Below are 19,365 nucleotides of genomic sequence, written 5' to 3' on the forward strand. Positions count from 1 at the left end.
CGTGCCGGTCGCGGTCGTCAAGCTCGGGTCGTCGATCGTCGCGGAGGACAGCGGCGCGCTGCGGCTGTCCGTGGTCGCGCGGATCTGCGAGGAGGTCGCGGCGCTGCACGCGGCCGGCGTCGACGTGGTCGTGGTCACCAGCGGGGCGATCGCGCGCGGCATCCACCTGCTCGGGCTCGGCGGGCGCCCGCGGGCGGTCGAGGAGCTGCAGGCGGCGTCCGCGGTCGGCCAGGGGCGGCTCTACCGCACCTACGACGAGCATCTGCGCGAGCGCGGCATCCAGTCGGCGCAGGTGCTGCTGACGTTCTTCGACATGAGCGCGCGCACGCACTACCTGAACGCGCGCCGCACGCTGCGCACGCTCGTCGACTGGCGGATCGTCCCGGTCATCAACGAGAACGACACGACGACCACGGACGAGATCTCGTTCGGCGACAACGACTTCCTCGCCGCGCAGGTGGCGGTGCTCGTCGACGCGTCACTGCTGCTGCTGCTGACGTCGACCGCCGGCCTGTTCACCGCGGACCCGCGCTCGGACCCCGCCGCGCGGCTGGTGGAGACGGTCGACGATCCGGCGGAGCTGGCGGCGCTGAGCATCTCCGCCGAGACGTCCGCGCTGGGCTCCGGCGGGATGCGCTCGAAGGTCGCGGCCGCCGAGATGGCGACCGCCGCCGGCATCCCGACCGTGATCGGCTCCGGGTTCGAGCCCGGTGTGCTCGCGCGTGCCTGGGCGGGGGAGCCGGTCGGGACGCGCTTCGCGCCGCACCCGGTGCGCCAGCCGTCCTTCAAGCTCTGGCTGCGCTACGCGAAGCCGTCGCTGGGGTCCGTCGTGGTCGACGCGGGCGCGGCGCGGGCGCTGCGCGACGGCGGGACGTCACTGCTCCCGGTCGGGATCGTCGGCGTGGAAGGCGCGTTCGAGGCGGGCGACGCCGTCGAGGTCGTCGCCGACGGCAGCGCGGTCGGCAAGGGCATCTCGAACTACTCCGCGGCCGAGCTGCGGCGCGTGATGGGGCTCAAGTCGGGCGCCGTGCGCGAGGTGCTGCCCCGGGCGACCGAGGAAGCCGTGCACCGCGACTACTTCGTGCTGGTGTAGACCGGCTCACCCGCCACGCGCGTCTCCTCGACGCACTCCTCACGGGCGAGCGTGAAGATCGCTCCGAGCGCGGCGTTCCAATCCGGTGCCTCTTCGAGCACGGCTTCCAGCGTGCCGCCGGGCGGCGGCTTGAGCAGGACGAGGTCGGCGGCCTTGCCGGGGGTGAGGTCCCCGGTCTCGTCGTCGAGGCCGATGGCGCGCGCCCCGGCGAGCGTCGCCAGGTACAGCAGGTGCGCGGGACCAAGCATGTGGCCCTCTTCGCGGACCATCTGCACGTGGTAGGCGACCAGGCCCTCCTTGAGCATCGACAGGCCGGTGCCCGCGCCGACGTCCGTGCCCATCCCGAAGCGGACCCCGTGCTCGACGTGGCGGGCCATGGGGAAGATCCCGCTGCTGAGGAACGCGTTGGAGGACGGGCAGTGCGCGACGGCCGTGTGGGCGTCCGCGAGGCGGTGCAGCTCGTCGTCGGACACGTGGACGTTGTGGGCGAGCACCGAGCGCGACGTCAGCAGGCCGGCGTCCTCGTACGTGGCGACGTAGTCGCGCGCGTGCGGGAACAGCTCCTTGACGAAGTCGATCTCGCCGACGCTCTCGTTCACGTGGCTGGTGAACAGCGCGCCGGGCGTCTCGTCGAGCAGGGTCTTGGACACGCCGAGCATCGCCTCGGTGGCGGATACGGAGAAGCGCGGGGTGACGGCGTACCGCAGCCGGCCGTGGCCGTGCCAGCGCGTCGCGAGCGCCTTGCCGGCCTCGTAGGCGGTCTCCGGCGAGACCTCCAGCTCCGGGCGCAGGTTGCGGTCGGAGGTCACGAGGCCGGAGGCGATCCGGAGCCCCGCCGCGTCGGCGGCCTCGAAGAGCGCGTGCTGGGCGGCGGGGAAGTGGCTGCCGAACACCAGCGCGGACGTCGTCCCGTTGCGCGCGAGCAGCCGCACGAACCGCTCGGCCGCCTTGGTCGCGTGGCCGAGGTCCGCCATCTTGGCCTCCTCGGGGAGCGTCCGCAGCGCGAGCCACTCGAGCAGCTCCAACCCCATCGCCCCGATCACCGGGATCTGCGGGTAGTGCACGTGCGTGTCGACCATGCCGGGGATCAGGACGCAGTCCCGCCGGTCGAGCACGTCGGCGTCGGGGTGCTGCCTCAGCACCTCGGTCGCCGGGCCGGTGGCGAGGATCGTCCCGTCCGCGAAGGCGACCGCGCCGTCGTCGAACGTCTCCAGCGCACCGTCGCTGGTGAAGGGATCGCGCGGCGTGTGCGCGATCCGCGCCCGGATGATCGTGGTGGCGGCCACCCGCGCAGACTAGACGCGCGGCCCGGTCGGCCGGCCCGTGTGCCCCTTACACTTCGTGCATGGCCGCCGCGACCGTCACTCCGACCTCCGTCACCGATCTCGCCCTTGCCGCCAAGGCGGCGGCGCGCAAGCTCGCGGCGGTACCGTCGGCGACCAAGGACGCGGCGCTGCTCGCGATCGCCGACGCCCTCGAGGCCCGGATCCCGGAGATCCTGGAGGCGAACGGGCGCGACCTGGACGCCGGGCGCGAGAACGGCCTCTCGGATGCCCTGATGGACCGCCTGGCGCTGACGGACGAGCGCGTGCGCGCGATCGCCGCCGGCACGCGCGCGATCGCGGCCCTGCCCGATCCCGTCGGCGAGGTCGTGGACGGCGGGCGCCTGCCCAACGGGCTCGAGGTGCGCAAGGTTCGAGTCCCGCTCGGCGTCGTGGCCGTGGTCTACGAGGCGCGGCCGAACGTGACCATCGACGCGGCCGCGCTGGCGCTGAAGTCGGGCAACGCGGTGCTGCTGCGCGGGTCGTCGAGCGCCGCGCACTCCAACGAGGTGCTCGCGCGGATCGCGACCGAGGCCGCGAGCGACCTGCCGGCCGGCGCGATCGGCCTCGTGGGCGGCGACCGGGCCGCGCTCACCGAGCTGGCCCAGCTCGAGGGCGTCGTCGACCTGATCATCCCGCGTGGGGGCGAGGGCCTGAAGAAGGCCATCAGCGCCGTCGCGAAGGTGCCTGTGATCTACGCGGCGGCGGGCAACTGCCACGTGTACGTGGACGAGTCGGCCGACCTGGCCGCGGCCGAGCGGATCATCGTCAACGCGAAGGTCCAGCGGCCCGGCACGTGCAACTCGGCCGAGACGCTGCTCGTCCACTCCGCGGTGGCGGCGCAGTTCCTCCCGGGTGCGATCGCCGCGCTGCGGGCCGAGGGCGTCGAGCTGCGCGGCGACGAGCGCGTGCGGGCGATCGACCCGAGCGTCAGCGCCGCGTCCGAGTCCGACTGGGGCGAGGAGTTCCTCGCGCTGATCCTGGCCGTGCGCGTCGTGGACTCGGTGGACGAGGCGATCGACCACGTCAACCGGTACGGCTCCGGGCACTCGGAGGCGATCATCACCAACGACCGCTCCGCCGCCCGCGCGTTCCAGCTCGGGATCGACAGCGCCTGCATCTACGTCAACGCCTCCACGCGCTTCACGGACGGCGGGGAGTTCGGGATGGGCGCCGAGATCGGCAACTCGACCCAGAAGCTCCACGCCCGCGGGCCGATCGGCCTGCGCGAGCTGTGCTCGACGCGCTACCTGGTCGAGGGCGACGGGCACGTGCGCGCTTGAGGCTCGGGCTGCTCGGCGGGACCTTCAACCCGCCGCACATCGGCCATCTCGTCTGCGCGGCGGAGGCGTGCGACCAGCTCGGGCTCGACGAGGTCGCGTTCATCCCGGTCAACCAGCCGCCGCACAAGGAGATCCACGGCGACCCGGGCGTGGAGGCGCGGGTGGAGCTCACCCGGCGCGCCGTGCAGGGCGACTCGCGCTTCTGGGTCTCCCGCGTCGACGCGGACGTCCCCGGTCGGTCCTACACGCTCGATACCCTCAGACGGCTGCATGAGTCGAGCCCGGCGGACGAGCTGACGTTCATCATGGGAGGCGACATGGCCTACTCGCTGCCCACGTGGCACGAGCCCGAGGCGGTCCTCTCCCTGGCGACGCTCGGCGTCGCCGAACGCGAGGGCATCCGCCGCGCCGACATCACCGAGCACCTCGCCGGCCTCGCCGGCGCAGACCAGATCCGCTTCTTCGACATGCCTCGTCTCGACATCTCCTCCTCGGCCATCCGCCGCCGCGTGGCGGAAGGCCGTCCGATCCGTTACCTCGTGCCCGACACCGTGGCCGAGTACATCGCCGCCGAAGGGTTTTACGCATGACCGCTCCCCGCGCCTCCGCGCCGATCGAGCCGGCCCAGCTCGCCGACCTCGTCGCGAACTACGCGTCGGACGTCAAGGCCCAGGACATCGTCGAGCTCGACCTCCGCGGCGTCCTCGGCTACACCGACTACTTCGTCGTCGCCACCGGCGGGTCCGACCGCCAGGTCAAGGCGATCCACGACCGCATCCACGAGAACATGAAGAAGGACCACGGCCTGCTCCCGCGGCGCGTCGAGGGCGTGAGCGAGTCCCGCTGGATCCTCATGGACTACCTGGACGTGATCGTGCACATCTTCACCGCCGAGGCGCGCGAGTACTACCGCCTCGAGCAGCTCTGGGGCGAAGCCCCGAAGCGCGAGATCGAGTAGCGCGCGGGGCGGCTCGAACCCAGGAACGAGAAAGGGCCGCCCGGTGGGCGGCCCTTTCACTTAGTGGAGCTAGCCGGGATCGAACCGGCGACCTCGTGACTGCCAGTCACGCGCTCTCCCAGCTGAGCTATAGCCCCAAGCAGCTGGTGCGAGGAGCAGTTTAGCGACCCCGCATCGGGGATGTGGGTCGGTCCGGGCGCTAACCTCCGCGCCTCATGGCCGAGCACCGTTACGAGCCGCACGAGATCGAACGCAAGTGGCAGGAGATCTGGGAGCGGGAGCGCACCTGGGAAGTCTCCAACGACGTCGATGGCGCGCCGCGCTCGTACGTGCTCGAGATGCTTCCGTATCCGTCGGGCGAGCCTCACATGGGGCACCTGAAGAACTACAGCGTCGGTGACGCGGTGGCGCACTTCCGCCGCCGCAACGGCATGCGGGTGCTGCACCCGATGGGTTACGACGCGTTCGGCCTGCCCGCGGAGAACAACGCGATCAAGACCGGCAAGCACCCGCGGGTGGCGACCGAGGAGTCGATCGCGTCCTTCCAGCGGCAGTTCCGCTCCTGGGGCATCTCGATCGACTGGTCGCGCGAGTTCGGCACGCACGAGCCGCGGTACTACCGCTGGACGCAGTGGATCTTCCTGCAGCTGTTCGAGCGCGGGCTGGCCTACCGCAAGGAGGCCGCGGTCAACTGGTGCCCGAAGGACGCGACCGTGCTCGCCAACGAGCAGGTCATCGACGGGCACTGCGAGCGCTGTGGCACCGCCGTCGAGCTGCGCCAGCTCGAGCAGTGGTTCTTCCGCATCACCGACTACGCCGACCGCCTGCTGGACGATCTGGAGACGATCGACTGGCCGCAGAACGTGGTCACGATGCAGCGCAACTGGATCGGTCGGTCCGAGGGCGCGGAGGTCACGTTCTCCGAGGCCGAGACGGGTCGCGACTACTCCGTCTTCACCACCCGCCCGGACACGCTGTTCGGCGCGACGTTCTTCGTGATGGCGCCCGAGCACCCCGACGTGCTTCGCCTGGCCGCCGGCACCGAGCACGAGGCGGCGGTCCGCGAGTACGTCAACACGGTCCTCACCGAGAGCCGCGAGGAGCGTGCGGACACCGACCGCAAGAAGACCGGCGTGCCGCTGGGCCGCAGCGTCATCAACCCGGTCAACGGCGAGAAGATCCCGATGTACGTCGCCGACTACGTGCTGATGGAGTACGGCACCGGCGCGATCATGGCCGTCCCGGGCCACGACGAGCGCGACTTCGACTTCGCGACGGAGTTCGGGCTGGAGATCCGGCAGGTCGTTGACGGCGGCCCCGACGCCGAGCTGCCCTACTCGGGCGACGGCCCGCTGATCAACTCGGCGCCCGAGTTCGACGGCATCCACAACCGCGACGCGCTCGAGCGGATCGTCGACTGGCTGGACCGCGAGGGCAAGGGCCACCGCTCGATCAACTACCGCCTGCGCGACTGGCTGCTGTCCCGCCAGCGTTACTGGGGCTGCCCGATCCCGATCGTCTACTGCGCCGAGCACGGCATGGTCCCGGTGCCCGAGGACCAGCTGCCGGTCGAGCTGCCGGACATCCAGGACTACGCGCCGCAAGGCAAGTCGCCGCTGGCGGCCGCCGAGGACTGGGTCAACACCACCTGCCCCGTGTGCGGCGGCCCCGCCCGGCGCGAGACGGACACGATGGACACATTCGTCGACTCGTCCTGGTACTTCCTGCGCTACACCGACGCCAACAACGACGAGGCGGCCTGGGACAAGAAGGTCCTGGACAGCTGGACGCCGGTCAACCAGTACGTCGGCGGCGTCGAGCACGCGATCCTGCACCTGATGTACGCGCGCTTCTTCGTGAAGGCGCTGGCCGACCTCGGCCTGATGGAGGCGCAGGAGCCGTTCAAGGCCCTCTTCACGCAGGGCATGATCACGCGCGACGGCGCGAAGATGTCCAAGTCCAAGGGCAACATGATCAGCCCGGCGCCGTACGTCGAGCGCTACGGCGCGGACACCGCCCGCTCGTACATCCTCTTCATCGGCCCGCCCGACCAGGACGCCGACTGGAACGACGAGGGCGTCGAGGGCGTCCACCGCTTCCTGGCGCGCCTGTGGCGCCTGGGCACCGACGTCGCCGAGCAGACCGGCCAGCAGGCCCTGCTCGGCCCGCTCGAGGTGCCCGAGGGCGACGACCTCGAGCTGATGCGCAAGGCCCACTGGGCGATCGACAAGGTCACCAACGACATGGCCGGCCGCTTCGCCTTCAACACGGCGATCTCCGCCGTGATGGAGCTCGTCAACGAGGCCTACCGCCGTCGCGACAACGTGAGCTCCGGGACGCTGCACTTCGCGACCGCCACGGCCGCCTCGCTCGTGTTCCCGTTCGCGCCGCACACCGCGGCCGACGTGTACGAGCGCCTGACGGGCGACCGCGTGTGGGAGACCCCGTGGCCGGATGCCGACCTCTCGCTGCTCGAACGCGACGTCGTCCAGGTGGTCGTGCAGGTCAACGGCAAGCTGCGCGACCGCGTCGAGGCCTCGACGACCGCGACGAAGGAAGAGCTGGAGGAGCTGGCCCGCTCGCGTCCGAACGTGCTGGCTCATATCGACGGCAAGCAGGTCGTGAAGGTCATCGTCGTGCCATCCAAGCTCGTGAACTTCGTGGTCCGCTAGGGCCACGCGTCTTTTTTCACAGTTCCGCGCGTCTTAAGTCGCAAAGCGCGTGCTGATCCGTTCAGCACGCGCCCATAGCTTGCGGTCATGCCCGAACGAGACCCTCGCCGGCTGGCCGCCTGGGCCGCCGCGGGCGTGGTCCTGGCGTTGCTGTCCGCCTGGTACCTCACCCGCTCGCGACCGGCGGCCGACGCCGCACCGCCACCCGCCGTCGCCACGATCGCGGCGGCGCGGGAGCCGACCGCCGAGCCGGACGCCGCGCGCGGCGCGCGCGTGGTCGTGGACGTCTCCGGTGCCGTCAAGCGCCCCGGCGTCTACCAGCTGACGACCACGGACCGCGTCGAGGACGCGCTCGAGCGCGCCGGCGGCCCGACCCGCAAAGCGGACCTCACGGCGCTCAACCGGGCCGCCAAGCTCGAGGACGGTCGCCAGATCCTCGTCCCGACCCGCGGCCGGCCCGCCACCGCGGCCGCTCCGCCGGCGTCCGGCAGCGGCGGCGGGACCGGCGCGGCGCCGTCCGGTCCGATCAACCTCAACACCGCCACGCTCGAGCAGCTGGACACGCTGGACGGCGTCGGCCCGGCCACGGCCCAGAAGATCATCGAGTACCGTGAGCAGCACGACGGCTTCAAGACCGTCGACGAGCTCGACCAGGTCTCCGGCATCGGCGAGAAGCGCCTCGCGACGCTCCGCGAGAAGGTCACGGTCTAGGCGGGCCGATGACCATGCGCGACGAGACGCGAGCGCCTGCGCGGGCCGCCCGGGCGCTCGGCGAGCGTGGGCGGCACGGGCTCGCGGTCGTGCGCGCGCATCCTCGGCACGTCGTGCTCGCGGCGCTCGTCGCCGGGCTGCTGCTCGGGCGGGCGCAGCCGGCGGTGGTGGTCCTGGCGGCGGCCGCCGCGGCGGTCGTGGCCGGGGCCTCGTGGCCCGCGCCCGCCGCCGTCGTGGCGGTGCTGGTCGGGGCGGCGTTCGCCGACGCTCGGCTCGTCGCGCTGGACGCCGGAGTCCTCGCCGACATGCACGGGCGCGTCGTGAACACGCGTGTCGTCGTGCTCGAGCCGGTGCGTGAGCGCGCGAGCGGCCCCGCGGCCGCGCGGGTCCGGGTGCTGGACGGGGCCGGCCGCGGCGAGCAGGCCGTGCTCAGCTCACGGAGGTGGCCGCGGCCCGCGAACGCGGGGAGGGGCGTGTTCGACGTGGCGGTCGGGGACATCGTCGCGGTCTCGGGGCAGGTGGGGCCGCTCGGGTTCGCGGACGCCTACCAGCGGCTGCGGAACGCGCACGCGGCGATCGAGGCCGTCCGGGTCGAGCCGACGGGGGAGCGGCGCGGTGGCGTGGCGGGCGCCCTGGACGGCGTGCGGCGACGCGCGGAGGCGGGCCTCACGCAGCGGCTCGGCGCGTCGGAGTCCGCGCTGCTGCGCGGGATGGTGCTCGGGGCGGACGAGCGGCTCACGCCCGAGGTCAAGGAGGACTTCCAGCGGTCCGGGCTCGCGCACATCCTGGCGGTGAGCGGGCAGAACGTGATGCTGCTGGCCATCCTCGTGATCGCGGCGGCGACGCTGCTCGGGCTGCCGATCCGGACGCGGCTCGTGATCGCCGCGCTGGCGATCGCGCTGTACGTGCCGCTCACGGGCGCGGGACCGTCGATCCAGCGCGCGGGCGTGATGGGCATCGCCGGGCTGGTGGCGGCGCTCGCCGGACGGCCGACGCAGCGCTGGTACGCGCTGCTGCTGGCGGCCGCGGCGACGCTGGCGCTGAACCCGCGGACGGTGCAGGAGCCGGGTTGGCAGCTCTCGTTCGCCGCGGTCGCGGCGCTGCTGGCGGGGTTCACGCCGCTGAGCGAGGCGTTCAAGCGCCACCTGCCGGACCCGGTGGCGGAGGCGACGGCGCTCACGCTCGCCGCGACGATCGGCACCGCGCCGCTGATGGCGTTGCACTTCGAGGCGATCTCGCTCGCCGCCTTGCCCGCGAACCTGCTGGCGGCACCGGCGATCGCGCCCGTGATGTGGCTCGGCGTCATCGCGTGCGCCGCCGCGCAGGTCGCCGCGCCGCTCGCGACGCCGTTCGCGCTGCTCACGGCCCCGCTGCTCGTGTACGTCCAGCACGTCGCGCGCTTGACCGCGTCCACGCCGCTGTCCGTCGTCGAGATCCATGCGAGCGCTCCGCTCGTCCTGGCTGGCTGGGCGGCGCTGGCGCTGGCGCTGCTCGCCGCCGCCGCGCTCAGGCGCGGGAGCGGCCGCCCGCCAGGGCGGCGCCTGCGCGTGGTTCCGGCCGCCGCGGGCCTGGTCGTCGCGGTGACGGCCGCGGCCACGGCGACCGCGCTCACGCGCCAGGGCGGGGCCCCGCCGCCGCCCGGCGTCCTGCGCGTCACGTTCCTGGACATCGGTCAGGGCGACGCGACGCTGATCGAGCTCGACGGCACCGCCGTGCTCGTGGACACCGGCAAGCCCGACGGCCCGATCCTCGAGCGCCTGCGGAAGGCCGGCGTCGACCGGCTCGACGCCCTGATGCTCACGCACGCGGAGACCGACCACGAGGGCGCCGCCCCGGCGGTGATCGCCGAGCACCGTCCACGGCTGATCGTCGACGGCGGCGCGGGCTGGAGCTCGCGGGTGCAGCGCGCGCTCGCCCGGCACACGGTCCACGCGCCCGCGGCGGGGGAGACGATCACGCTCGGCGGGCTCCGCTTCCGCGTCCTGTGGCCGCCGCGCCGGCCCGCCGGCTGGCGCGCGACGGGCGACCCGAACGACAACGCGCTCGTCATGCGCCTGGAGGCCGAGGGCGTCTCGGTGTTCCTCAGCGCCGACGCCGAGTCGCCCGTCCTCAGCGGGCTGGCCCTCAGCCCGGTCGACGTGCTCAAGGTCCCGCACCACGGCAGCGCCGACCCCGGGCTGCCAAGCCTGCTCGAACGCCTGCGACCCAGGATCGCCGCGATCGAAGTGGGGCAGGAGAACACCTACGGCCATCCGGCGCCGTCGACGACACGGGCGCTCGCGGCCGCGGTGAAGACCGTCGTGCGGACGGATCGGGACGGGACGGTCCGCCTGCACGCCGACGACGGACGGCTGTGGGTGGAGCGCTGATGTCCGGACCCAGACAGGCCAGGAACGCACAGACGCGGGCCCCGCGTCGGGTTGGTCACGAAACCGTCACCTGTCGGCGTCCACGCGCTGTAAGTTGGCGGCCGTCTCTCGGATTCCCTCGCGGAAAGGACTCCCACATCGTGAAACCTCGCCTCTTGTCGATCCTGGGCGCGGCGCTCGCCGCCGCCGCGGTCGCTGCGCCGGCCGCGCAGGCGGCCTCGACCACCGTCGTCATCCAGGGCGTCGCCTTCCGCGGTCCCACCGGCGGCAACGACGAGTACATCCAGATCAAGAACATCTCCGCGTCGCCGCAGAACATCGGCGGCTGGGAGGTCTTCGGCTCCACCGCCACGGGCACGTCGCCGCAGTCGCGCGCGAAGGTCCCCGCGGGCGTCACGCTCCCGGCCGGCAAGTCGTACCTGTTCACGAACGTCCAGACCGGCGGCACCGGCGGCTCCTACTCCGGCAGCGTCCCGGGCGATCAGACGTACACGAGCGGCATCAACGACGCTGCCGGCATCCAGCTGCGCGACGGAGCCGGCACGGTCATCGACTCGGTCGGCCACGTGGCTCATCCGTGGCGCGAGGGCACGGGCCTGAACTTCCCGACCGTGAACGGGCCCGACGCGTTCATCCGCAAGGCGGCGCCGGACACCGACGACAACGCCAGCGACTTCACCGGCCCGCAGGCGTTCGCGCCCGAGAGCTGCGGAGCGGCCTGCGTCGGCACGGACCCCGAGCCGGGCGAGGGCTGCCGGGCGGTACCGGCGGTCACGCCGATCACGAGTATCCAGACGCTCGGCGCCCAGTCCGCGTGCAACGGCACGCGCGTCCGCATCAAGGGCATCGTGACCGGCATCGACAACCTCTACGGCTCGAACTACGAGAACATCTACAAGGGCGACTCGGGCATCTGGATCCAGGAGGCGACGCGCTCGGAGACGGCAACCACGTCGAGCGCGATCTTCGTCGCCGGCATCCGTCGCGCCGTGACGAACCCCGAGGACGTGATCGGCCGTGAGGTCGTGATCGAGGGCCGCGCAGGAGCGAAGTTCGGCCAGGTCGAGGTCGTGCCGGACGGCGTGGGCTTCACCACGGACCGGGATGCCAAGGAAGTCGACCTGAACAGCGTCGCCGTCTCGGTCAGCGCGGACAAGCAGCCGCTGCCGGCCCCGGTCGTCCTCGACCAGACGAAGGCCGAGGAGCAGGATCCGATCAACCGCCCGTACTACCGCGCGCTGCAGGGCATGCGCGTGACGCTCCCGGTCGGCATCGCCACCGGCGGCGGCACGACGAAGTTCCGCGACGTGTTCGTCGAGCCGGGCACCGACGCCACGCGCCTGTTCCGCAAGAACGATGCGGCAGCGGTGACCACGCCGTGGTCCGACGCACCCGCCGAGCTCGGCATCTCGCCCGACGGCGGCGCCGGCAACCCGGCCGACCCGCGCCTGCCGTGGCGCTCGACCACGCAGGTGGACCTGGACCTGTTCGACGTGGTCAAGGGCGTCACCGGCCCGCTGAGCTACAGCTTCAGCTACTTCAAGATCGTCCCGCAGCTGGCGGGCGCGCCCGCGCCGACGATCGAGCGCGGCCCGATCAACGCGGCCTACCCGCCGGCCGTCCCGGCGCCCGCCGAGAGCTCCCTCCGCGTGGCGTCCTTCAACGTCGAGAACCTGTTCCCCGTGGGGGAGTCCAACGACGGGCACACGATCACGCAGGCCGAGTACGACGAGCGCGTCCGCACGATCTCGTTGGCGGTCAAGAACTTCCTCAAGGAGCCGGACGTGATCGCCGTCCAGGAAGTCGCGGTCATCAACGGCAAGAACGCCCTCACCGGGCTGGCGGCCAAGCTCGGCAACTACACGGGCTACATCGCCCCGAACAACGACGGCCGCGGCATCGCGACCGGCTTCCTGGTCAAGAACGGCACGACGGCCACCAATGGCCGGGTGATCGGCCGCGACGTCCCCGGCCCGTGGGCGAACGCGGGCGTGTGCGACCTCTACCCGGGCAAGCTGTTCGACCGCGCCCCGTACGCGCTGGAGCTCAAGAAGGGCGACATCAGCTTCACCGCCCTGAGCAACCACTTCGCCTCGCAGTCGCACCAGAACCAGTGCCGCATCGACGAGGCCAAGTGGGTCCGCGACACCGCCGCCGAGATGCAGCAGCAGGGGCAGAACGTCCTCGTGGCGGGCGACCTGAACGACTTCGAGTTCTCCTCCGCGCTGAGCACGCTCGCGGGCGGCAACGTCCTCACGAACCTGTGGACGAAGGCGCCGCTCGGCCAGGCCTACTCGTACAAGTTCAACGGCCACCTGCAGACGCTGGACCACATCTTCGTCACCTCCGGCCTCGAGTCGCGCGTGACGGACTTCCGCTACGTCCACTTCGACAACGACTACTACGAGCGTCCCGAGGGCGACGGCACCGGCATCTCCGACCACGACCCGCCGGTGGTGACGTTCGGCCTGCGGGAGGGCGCGAGCGTCTCACAGCCGAGCACGCTCAACGGCAGCGTCCCGGCGACGCTGGCGCTGACGATCGGCAACGCCTCGTTCGGCACCTTCACGCCGGGCGACGCGCGGGACTACACGACGACGCTGGACGCGACGGTCACCTCGACCGGCGAGGACGCGACGCTGAGCGTCTCGGACGGATCGAGCACCGCGCCCGGCCGACTGGTCAACGGCTCCCGCGCGCTGCGCTCCCCGGTCCAGATCAACGCCGACGGCGGCGCGTTCGCGCCGCTGCGCACGGACAACGGCGCGCTCACGCTCGCGTCCTGGACGGAGCCGATCAGCACCCGCAAGGTCACGCTCGGCTTCAAGCAGTCGATCGCGGGTGACGAGGGCCTGCGCACCGGCAGCTACGCCAAGACGCTCACGTTCACGCTGAGCACCACCGCGCCGTAGCGCGCGGCCACAGCACGATGCAGGATCGAGGGGGCGCCGCACGGCGCCCCCTCGGCGTTCCTCGGCCGGAGCGCGGGTACCGCTGGAACGACCGCTAACGTCAACGCCGTGCCTGCCTTCCGCGCCGCCTACCTCATCCACGGCGACGACCACGGTCGCATCGCGGAGCGTCGCGCCCGCCTGCGGGCGATGGCCGAGGAGGAGGCCGGCACCGCCGGCGTGGAGGTCTACGAGGGTGACCAGTGCACGCCCGCCGCGGTGGAGATCGCGCTCTCGACGATGACGTTCGCGATGGGCCGGCGGTTCGTGATCGCCGACGGCGTCGAGCGGTGGAAGGACTCCGAGATGGCGCCCATCGCCGCCGCGCTCAAGTCCGCCGACCCGGAGACGCTGACGGTCGCGTTCTTCGCCCGCGAGGAGGGCCGCTACAAGGCCCCGGACAAGCTGCACGACGCCGTCAAGAAAGTCGACGGGCAGATCGCCGCCGAGAACAACGTCAAGGCGTGGGACCTCCCGAAGTGGCTGGAGGCGCAGGCCAAGACGCTGAAGATCGACCTGGACCGCGAGGGTGCGAAGACGCTCGTCGCGCAGGTCGGCGAGCGCCAGCAGCGGCTCATGCGCGAGCTGGAGAAGCTCGCGCTCGAGCATGGTCCGGGCGCGTACATCGGCCCGGAGGAGGTCATCGACTCGTGCGCGACCTCCGCGGAGAAGAAGGTCTGGAGCCTCGCCGACGCGCTGGTCGCGGGGGACAAGCAGGCCTCGCTGGAGCTGCTGCTCGAGCTGCGCCAGCAGGGCGAGCGGGTCACGGGCCTCATCTACAACATGGTCCGCCGGCTCCGCGACGCGGTGTCGGTGGCCGAAGCGCTGGAATCCGGGCAGGCGCCGGCGCAGGTCAAGCGCACGCTGCGGATGCCGCCGCGGGCCGCGGACAAGTTCATCAAGGACGTGGGCGCGCGGGACCTGCAGTCGCTGCGGCAGGCGCTCGCCGCGATGGCCGACCTCGAGGTGGAGACGCGGGGCGGCCTGGGCGGGGTGCTGAGCGAGGACACGGCCGCCATCCGGGCGGTCCTCACCGCCGCCGCATAACATCCGGCGGCAATGTCGCTGGACAACGCGAATCCTCCCCTCTCTTCGACCTTCCCGCCGATCGCGGACTACGGCTTCCTCTCCGACTGCGAGACGAACGCCCTGGTAGCGCCGTCGGGCGCGATCGAGTGGCTCTGCCTGCCTCGCCACGACGGCCCGAGCGTGTTCGGCGCGGTGCTGGACCGTGACGCCGGCACGTTCCGGCTCGGCCCGGCGGACACGATGGTCCCGGCCGCCCGGCGCTACCTGCCGGGGACGATGATCCTCGAGACCACGTGGGGCACCGACCGCGGCTGGCTGATCGTCCGCGACGTCCTGCTCGTCGGCCCGTGGCACGACAAGGACGAGCGCTCCACGACGCACCGCCGCGCGCCCACCGACCACGACGCCGATCACGTGCTGCTGCGCACCATGCGCTGCGTGAACGGCTCGGTCGAGGTGCAGCTCGAGTGCGACCCGATCTTCGACTACGGCCGCCGCTACGCGCAGTGGGAGTACGTCGGCGAGGGCTACCACGAGGCGGTCGCGTCGGCCGAGGGCTGGGGCACGAAGCTGCGGCTGACGACCGACCTGCGCGTCGGCTTCGAGGGATCGCGCGTGCGTGCCGTCAGCACGCTGAAGGCGGGGGAGACCGCGTTCGTGTCGCTCGCGTTCTCGGACCATCCCGGCCCGAAGACCTACGACGAAGCGTACGAGCGGCTGGTCAAGACCGCCGACTACTGGCACCAGTGGCTCGCCCACGGCACGTTCCCGGACCATCCGTGGCGCCAGTACCTGCAGCGCTCCGCGCTCACGCTCAAGGGCCTGAGCTACTCGCCGACGGGCGCGATGATCGCCGCGGCCACCACGTCGCTGCCGGAGACGCCGGGCGGCGAGCGCAACTGGGACTACCGCTACAGCTGGGTGCGCGACAGCACCTTCATGCTCTGGGGCCTGCACTCGCTCGGCTTCGAGTGGGAGGCCAACGACTACTTCTACTTCATGCAGGACGCCGCCCAGGCGGACGACCTGCAGGTCATGTACGGCATCCAGGGCGAGCGCGAGCTGATCGAGGAGACGCTCGACCACCTCAGCGGCTACGACAACGCCCGCCCGGTCCGCATCGGCAACGGCGCCTACAACCAGCGCCAGCACGACGTGTGGGGCACGATGCTGGACTCGATCTTCCTCCACGCCAAGTCGCGCGACCACCTGCCCGAGCGCCGCTGGCCGTTGATCAAGCGCCTCGTCGAGGCCGCGATCGAGAACTGGCAGAAGCCCGACAAGGGCATCTGGGAGGTCCGCGGCGGCGACCAGCACTTCACCTCGTCGAAGGTCATGTGCTGGGTCGCGTGTGACCGCGGCTCGCGGCTCGCCACGCTGCGCGAGAACCACGAGCAGGCCGCGATCTGGCGTGAGAAGGCCGACGAGATCAAGGCCGACATCCTCGACAAGGGCTGCCGGGACGGCATCTTCACGCAGCACTACGACACCGACGCGCTGGATGCGTCGGCGCTGCTGATCCCGCTCGTCCGCTTCCTGCCGCCCGACGACGAGCGCGTCCGCAAGACCGTGATGGCGATCGCCGACAACCTCACGATCGACGGGCTCGTGCTCCGCTACAAGGTCGAGGAGACCGACGACGGCCTCCAGGGCGAGGAGGGCACGTTCACGATCTGCTCGTTCTGGCTCGTGAGCGCCCTGAGCGAGATCGGCGAGCACCACCTCGCCCGCGACCTGTGCCAGAAGCTGCTCGGCTACGCGTCCCCGCTGCACCTGTACGCGGAGGAGATCGACCCGCGCAGCGGCCGCCACCTCGGCAACTTCCCGCAGGCCTTCACGCACCTGGCGCTGATCAACGCCGTCATGCACGTGATCCGCGCCGACGAGAAGCTCGCCGCGGGCATGCAGCCGCTGTCCGCGCACGACGAGCCGCTGCCGCTGGAGCCCGACCCGGTGGTCGTCGCGCCCGCGGCCAAGAAGAAGAAGCCCTAGCCGCTTCGCCCGGAGGGCGATGCCTCGCTAGCCGACGCGCGCGCCGGCCGCCTCCAGCTCACGCCGGAGCGCGGCCGCCGCGTCCGGGCTCAGCCCCGACACGACCAGGGTGGGCGCGGCCTCGACGAGCTCCTTGGCCTCGCGCAGGCCGAGCCCGCTCGCCTCGCGCACGACCTTGATCACCTTGATCTTGTTGCGCCCGGCGTCGGCGAGAAAGACGCTGCCGCCGACCGGAGGTGTCTCCGGCTCAGGCTGAGGCGCTCCCGCCGGGTGATATTGCACGACCGCGCCGGCGCGCTCGAGGTCTGGGCCCAGCGCGGCGTCGAGCACCACCGGCGTGCGTTCGACGAGCTCCTTCGCCTCGCGCAGGCCGAGCCCGGTCGCCTCGCGCACGATCTTGATCACGACGATCTTGTTGCGCCCGGCGTCGACGAGCACGAGATCGCCCGTCCGCGGCGCGGACACGGGCACGGCGGGCAGGCCGTTGTCGGCCACGTCATCGTCGTCGCGGCCGAGCAGGCGCCGGAGGAAGCTCATGGCGCGATCCTAGGGGGCCACGCGCGCGCCCGCCGCCTCGAGCCGCTCCCGCAGCGCGGCCGCCGCGTCGGGCTTGAGCCCTGACGCGACGACGCCCGGCGCCGTCTCGACGAGGTGCTTCGCCTCGCGCAGCGTGAGGCCGGTGCCCGCCGCGATCGCCTTCGTCACGCGCAGCCGGTCCGCGCCGGGATCGAGCAGGGTGACCGACGCGTCGCCGGTCGGCGTCGAGATCGGCACCACCGGGCCCGGCGGCGGCTCACGGTCCTCGACGACGGCGCCGACGCGCTCGAGCTCCTCGCGCAGCACCGGGGCGAGGGCAGGGTGGAGGCCGAGCGCGGCCGGGAGCGCCTCGACGAGCTCCGCGGCCCGCCGCGGGCCGACGTCCATCACCATGGCGATCGCGGCGACGGCCTCATCCGGCCGTGGCCCGAGGTCCACCAGTGTCAGCACGGCCGCGATTCTAGGTCCCTTAAACGCAAAAGGCGCCGGATGAACCGGCGCCTCAGCAGCGAGTGATCGCTCGAAGGGGTTACTCGGCGGGCGTGCCGCGACGCAGCCGCTCAGCCCGCGCCTTCTTGCGCGCGCCGGTGTTGGCGTGCAGCGCACCGCGCTTGACGGCCTTGTCGATCAGCGAGATGAGCTTGCGGTGCTCGGTGCCCACCGTCTCGTCGTTGCCGTCGGTCACGGCGGTCTCGAGGCGCCGGAAGTACGTCTTGATCTGCGACGTATATTGGCGGTTCTCGACGCGCTCGCGCTCGGAGCGGTTGTTCCGCTTGATCTGTGACTTGATGTTGGCCATGGTGAAAAGGCCGCGGATGGTCCGCAGCGGCGGCGTACTATAGCGCGCCGGTTTGGCTTCTCAGCCCACCTCACCTGCTCGCCGGACGGCGATCAACACGCTGATCTTCTCGGTCGCGACCGGTCTCTCCCGGGTCGCGGGCCTGATCCGCGAAGTCGTCGCGGCAGCGTACTTCGGGACCGGCGGCGCCGCTTCGGCCTTCACGCTCGCGTTCCAGATCCCGAACCTGATCCGCGCGCTCGTCGCCGACGCGGCGCTCTCGAGCGCGTTCGTGCCGGTCTTCTCCGAGCTGCTCGAGCAGAAGAAGCGCAAGGAGGCGATCGAGCTCGCGGGCGCGCTCGCCGGGCTGATGCTCGTGGCGTTGACGGTCATCTCGCTGATCTTCATCCTGATCGCGCCCTGGCTGATCCCGCTGTTCACGGGGGACGAGTTCACGCCGGCGTTGGACACGCTGGCGATCGGGCTGAGCCAGGTGCTGTTCCCGATCGTGGTGCTGCTCGGGCTGACGGGGCTCGTCACCGGCATCCTCAACGTCCACGACCACTTCACGATCCCCGCGATCGCGCCGCTGGTCTGGAACCTCGTGATCATCGTCGGGATGGTCGGGCTGGCGCCGCTGTTCGAGGGCGACAACCGGCTCTACGCCTACGCGGTCGGCGTCGTCGCGGGCACGCTCGTGCAGCTGCTGATGATGCTGCCGACGCTGCGGCGGATGGGCTTCCCGATCGGCCACATCCGGCTGCCGCGGCGCGGCGACGAGCGCGTCAAGCGCGTGCTGCTGCTGATGCTGCCGGTCTCGATCGGACTCGGCCTGATCAACATCAACCTGCTGCTGAACACCGTCATCGGCTCCAGCGTCTCCGACCAGGTGCCGCGCGCGATCGACGCCGCGTTCCGCATCTACATGCTCCCCCAGGGGATGTTCTCCGTCGCGGTCGCGACCGTGCTGTTCCCGCAGCTCGCCCGGCTGGCCGCGCGCAACGACTACGCGGGGCTGCGGGCGACGGTCGGCACCGGCCTGCGCCAGATCGGCCTGCTGCTGATCCCCGCCGGCGCGGCGATGGCGGTGCTGGCCGAGCCGATCGTCCAGCTCGTCTTCCAGCGCGGCGAGTGGGACGCGGAGTCCACGCGCCTCACCGCGGACGCGCTGTTCTGGTTCGCCTTCAGCCTCCCGTTCAGCGGCTTCGTGCTGATGCTCACCCGCGGGTTCTTCTCCATCCAGCAGCCGACGACGCCGACCAAGCTCGCGGTCGGCTCGCTCGTGATCAACGCGGTCGGCTCCTACCTGCTGGCCAAGCCGTTCGGGATCGCCGGCATCGTGCTCGGCACGATCGCCTCCAACGTGGCGCTCGTGCTCGCCGAGGCGGTGCTGCTGCGGCGGGCGCTCGGCGGGTTCCAGACGCGCGAGACGCTGACGGCGATGGCGAAGATGGTGCTCGCGGGCGGCGTGCTGGCGGGGGTCGCCTACGCCGTCTGGGCCGGGCTCGACGCCCTCCTCGGCCAGTCGCTGATCGCCCAGGCGATCGCCGTCTTCACGGCGCTGGGAGCCGGCTCGGTGGCCTACGCGGCCGTCGTCCTGGCCCTTCGGATCCCGGAGGCGCGGCAGATCCTCGACCTCTTCGCGAGACGATTGCGCAGGCGCTCGTAAT

15 protein-coding genes and 1 tRNA gene are annotated in these 19,365 nt (G+C 71.9%); 11 read left to right on the forward strand and 5 right to left on the reverse strand.

The genetic code is table 11. The features are described from left to right. Position 1: 1 nt before the first annotated feature. On the forward strand, positions 2–1,093 hold the full coding sequence (gene proB / locus C8N24_RS22285) for a glutamate 5-kinase (protein ID WP_121254271.1): 1,092 nt from the start codon (positions 2–4) through the stop codon (positions 1,091–1,093). On the opposite strand, the gene guaD is transcribed toward proB, so the two are convergent. Beyond that, complete coding sequence (gene guaD / locus C8N24_RS22290; RefSeq protein ID WP_121254274.1) at positions 1,075–2,379, reverse strand: guanine deaminase; 1,305 nt, start codon at positions 2,377–2,379, stop codon at positions 1,075–1,077. The genes proB and guaD overlap by 19 nt on opposite strands. 59 nt (positions 2,380–2,438) lie before the next feature. On the opposite strand from guaD, the gene C8N24_RS22295 reads away from it, so the two are divergent. From C8N24_RS22295 to rsfS, 3 genes are read left to right on the forward strand one after another with little or no spacing between them, the layout of a single operon-like run. Continuing rightward, entirely contained in the window at positions 2,439–3,698 is a 1,260-nt protein-coding gene (locus C8N24_RS22295; protein ID WP_121254276.1) for a glutamate-5-semialdehyde dehydrogenase, read from the forward strand. Then, a complete protein-coding gene (gene nadD / locus C8N24_RS22300; protein ID WP_170179317.1) occupies positions 3,695–4,288 on the forward strand; it encodes a nicotinate-nucleotide adenylyltransferase in 594 nt (197 codons plus the stop codon). The genes C8N24_RS22295 and nadD overlap by 4 nt, the downstream gene beginning before the upstream one ends. After that, positions 4,285–4,656 carry a ribosome silencing factor gene (gene rsfS, locus C8N24_RS22305; protein ID WP_121254280.1) on the forward strand — a complete coding sequence of 124 codons (372 nt, stop codon included), beginning with the start codon at positions 4,285–4,287 and terminating at the stop codon, positions 4,654–4,656. The genes nadD and rsfS overlap by 4 nt, the downstream gene beginning before the upstream one ends. 64 nt (positions 4,657–4,720) lie before the next feature. Here rsfS and C8N24_RS22310 read toward each other — a convergent pair. Beyond that, a tRNA-Ala gene (locus C8N24_RS22310) sits at positions 4,721–4,793 on the reverse strand. A gap of 78 nt (positions 4,794–4,871) precedes the next feature. On the opposite strand from C8N24_RS22310, the gene leuS reads away from it, so the two are divergent. The 6 genes from leuS to C8N24_RS22340 all read left to right on the forward strand — a co-directional run bounded on the left by leuS (position 4,872) and on the right by C8N24_RS22340 (position 16,380). Further along, the gene (gene leuS / locus C8N24_RS22315) at positions 4,872–7,328 is read left to right on the forward strand and encodes a leucine--tRNA ligase (RefSeq protein ID WP_121254282.1); all 2,457 of its coding nucleotides are present in this window, start codon (positions 4,872–4,874) and stop codon (positions 7,326–7,328) included. A gap of 87 nt (positions 7,329–7,415) precedes the next feature. Next, positions 7,416–8,039, forward strand: a complete 624-nt coding sequence (locus tag C8N24_RS22320; protein ID WP_121254284.1) for a helix-hairpin-helix domain-containing protein — start codon at positions 7,416–7,418, stop codon at positions 8,037–8,039. An 8-nt stretch (positions 8,040–8,047) separates the two neighbouring features. Further along, positions 8,048–10,408 (forward strand): ComEC/Rec2 family competence protein, encoded by a 2,361-nt coding sequence (locus C8N24_RS22325; protein WP_121254286.1) that lies wholly within the window; start codon positions 8,048–8,050, stop codon positions 10,406–10,408. A 140-nt stretch (positions 10,409–10,548) separates the two neighbouring features. Beyond that, positions 10,549–13,320 (forward strand): lamin tail domain-containing protein, encoded by a 2,772-nt coding sequence (locus C8N24_RS22330; protein ID WP_170179318.1) that lies wholly within the window; start codon positions 10,549–10,551, stop codon positions 13,318–13,320. 108 nt (positions 13,321–13,428) lie between these two features. Then, complete coding sequence (gene holA, locus C8N24_RS22335) at positions 13,429–14,406, forward strand: DNA polymerase III subunit delta (protein ID WP_170179319.1); 978 nt, start codon at positions 13,429–13,431, stop codon at positions 14,404–14,406. Positions 14,407–14,418: 12 nt separating this feature from the next. Further along, positions 14,419–16,380 carry a glycoside hydrolase family 15 protein gene (locus tag C8N24_RS22340; protein ID WP_121254293.1) on the forward strand — a complete coding sequence of 654 codons (1,962 nt, stop codon included), beginning with the start codon at positions 14,419–14,421 and terminating at the stop codon, positions 16,378–16,380. A gap of 27 nt (positions 16,381–16,407) precedes the next feature. Here the strand turns inward: C8N24_RS22340 and C8N24_RS35725 are convergent, their stop codons facing one another. From C8N24_RS35725 to rpsT, 3 genes are all read right to left on the reverse strand, one after another. Further along, entirely contained in the window at positions 16,408–16,917 is a 510-nt protein-coding gene (locus tag C8N24_RS35725; RefSeq protein WP_425474459.1) for a ribosomal protein L7/L12, read from the reverse strand. Positions 16,918–16,926: 9 nt separating this feature from the next. Then, positions 16,927–17,367: a ribosomal protein L7/L12 gene (locus C8N24_RS22350; RefSeq protein ID WP_147447932.1), complete on the reverse strand. Its 441-nt coding sequence runs from the start codon at positions 17,365–17,367 to the stop codon at positions 16,927–16,929. Positions 17,368–17,446: 79 nt separating this feature from the next. Then, the gene (rpsT, locus tag C8N24_RS22355) at positions 17,447–17,716 is read right to left on the reverse strand and encodes a 30S ribosomal protein S20 (protein WP_121254296.1); all 270 of its coding nucleotides are present in this window, start codon (positions 17,714–17,716) and stop codon (positions 17,447–17,449) included. A 52-nt stretch (positions 17,717–17,768) separates the two neighbouring features. On the opposite strand from rpsT, the gene murJ reads away from it, so the two are divergent. Continuing rightward, positions 17,769–19,364, forward strand: coding sequence for a murein biosynthesis integral membrane protein MurJ (murJ, locus tag C8N24_RS22360; RefSeq protein WP_121254298.1), 1,596 nt, complete (start codon positions 17,769–17,771; stop codon positions 19,362–19,364). Position 19,365 lies beyond the last annotated feature (1 nt).

The sequence above is a fragment of the Solirubrobacter pauli genome (genome assembly GCF_003633755.1).
Lineage (GTDB): Bacteria > Actinomycetota > Thermoleophilia > Solirubrobacterales > Solirubrobacteraceae > Solirubrobacter > Solirubrobacter pauli.

What these genes read in the sequence shown, in the direction of transcription:
- C8N24_RS35725 (WP_425474459.1), bottom strand. Translation starts at nt 16,917, where the DNA reads ATGAGCTTCCTCCGGCGCCTGCTCGGCCGCGACGACGATGACGTGGCC.
- leuS (WP_121254282.1), top strand. Translation starts at nt 4,872, where the DNA reads ATGGCCGAGCACCGTTACGAGCCGCACGAGATCGAACGCAAGTGGCAG.
- C8N24_RS22325 (WP_121254286.1), top strand. Translation starts at nt 8,048, where the DNA reads ATGACCATGCGCGACGAGACGCGAGCGCCTGCGCGGGCCGCCCGGGCG.
- C8N24_RS22340 (WP_121254293.1), top strand. Translation starts at nt 14,419, where the DNA reads ATGTCGCTGGACAACGCGAATCCTCCCCTCTCTTCGACCTTCCCGCCG.
- C8N24_RS22320 (WP_121254284.1), top strand. Translation starts at nt 7,416, where the DNA reads ATGCCCGAACGAGACCCTCGCCGGCTGGCCGCCTGGGCCGCCGCGGGC.
- rpsT (WP_121254296.1), bottom strand. Translation starts at nt 17,716, where the DNA reads ATGGCCAACATCAAGTCACAGATCAAGCGGAACAACCGCTCCGAGCGC.
- rsfS (WP_121254280.1), top strand. Translation starts at nt 4,285, where the DNA reads ATGACCGCTCCCCGCGCCTCCGCGCCGATCGAGCCGGCCCAGCTCGCC.
- C8N24_RS22295 (WP_121254276.1), top strand. Translation starts at nt 2,439, where the DNA reads ATGGCCGCCGCGACCGTCACTCCGACCTCCGTCACCGATCTCGCCCTT.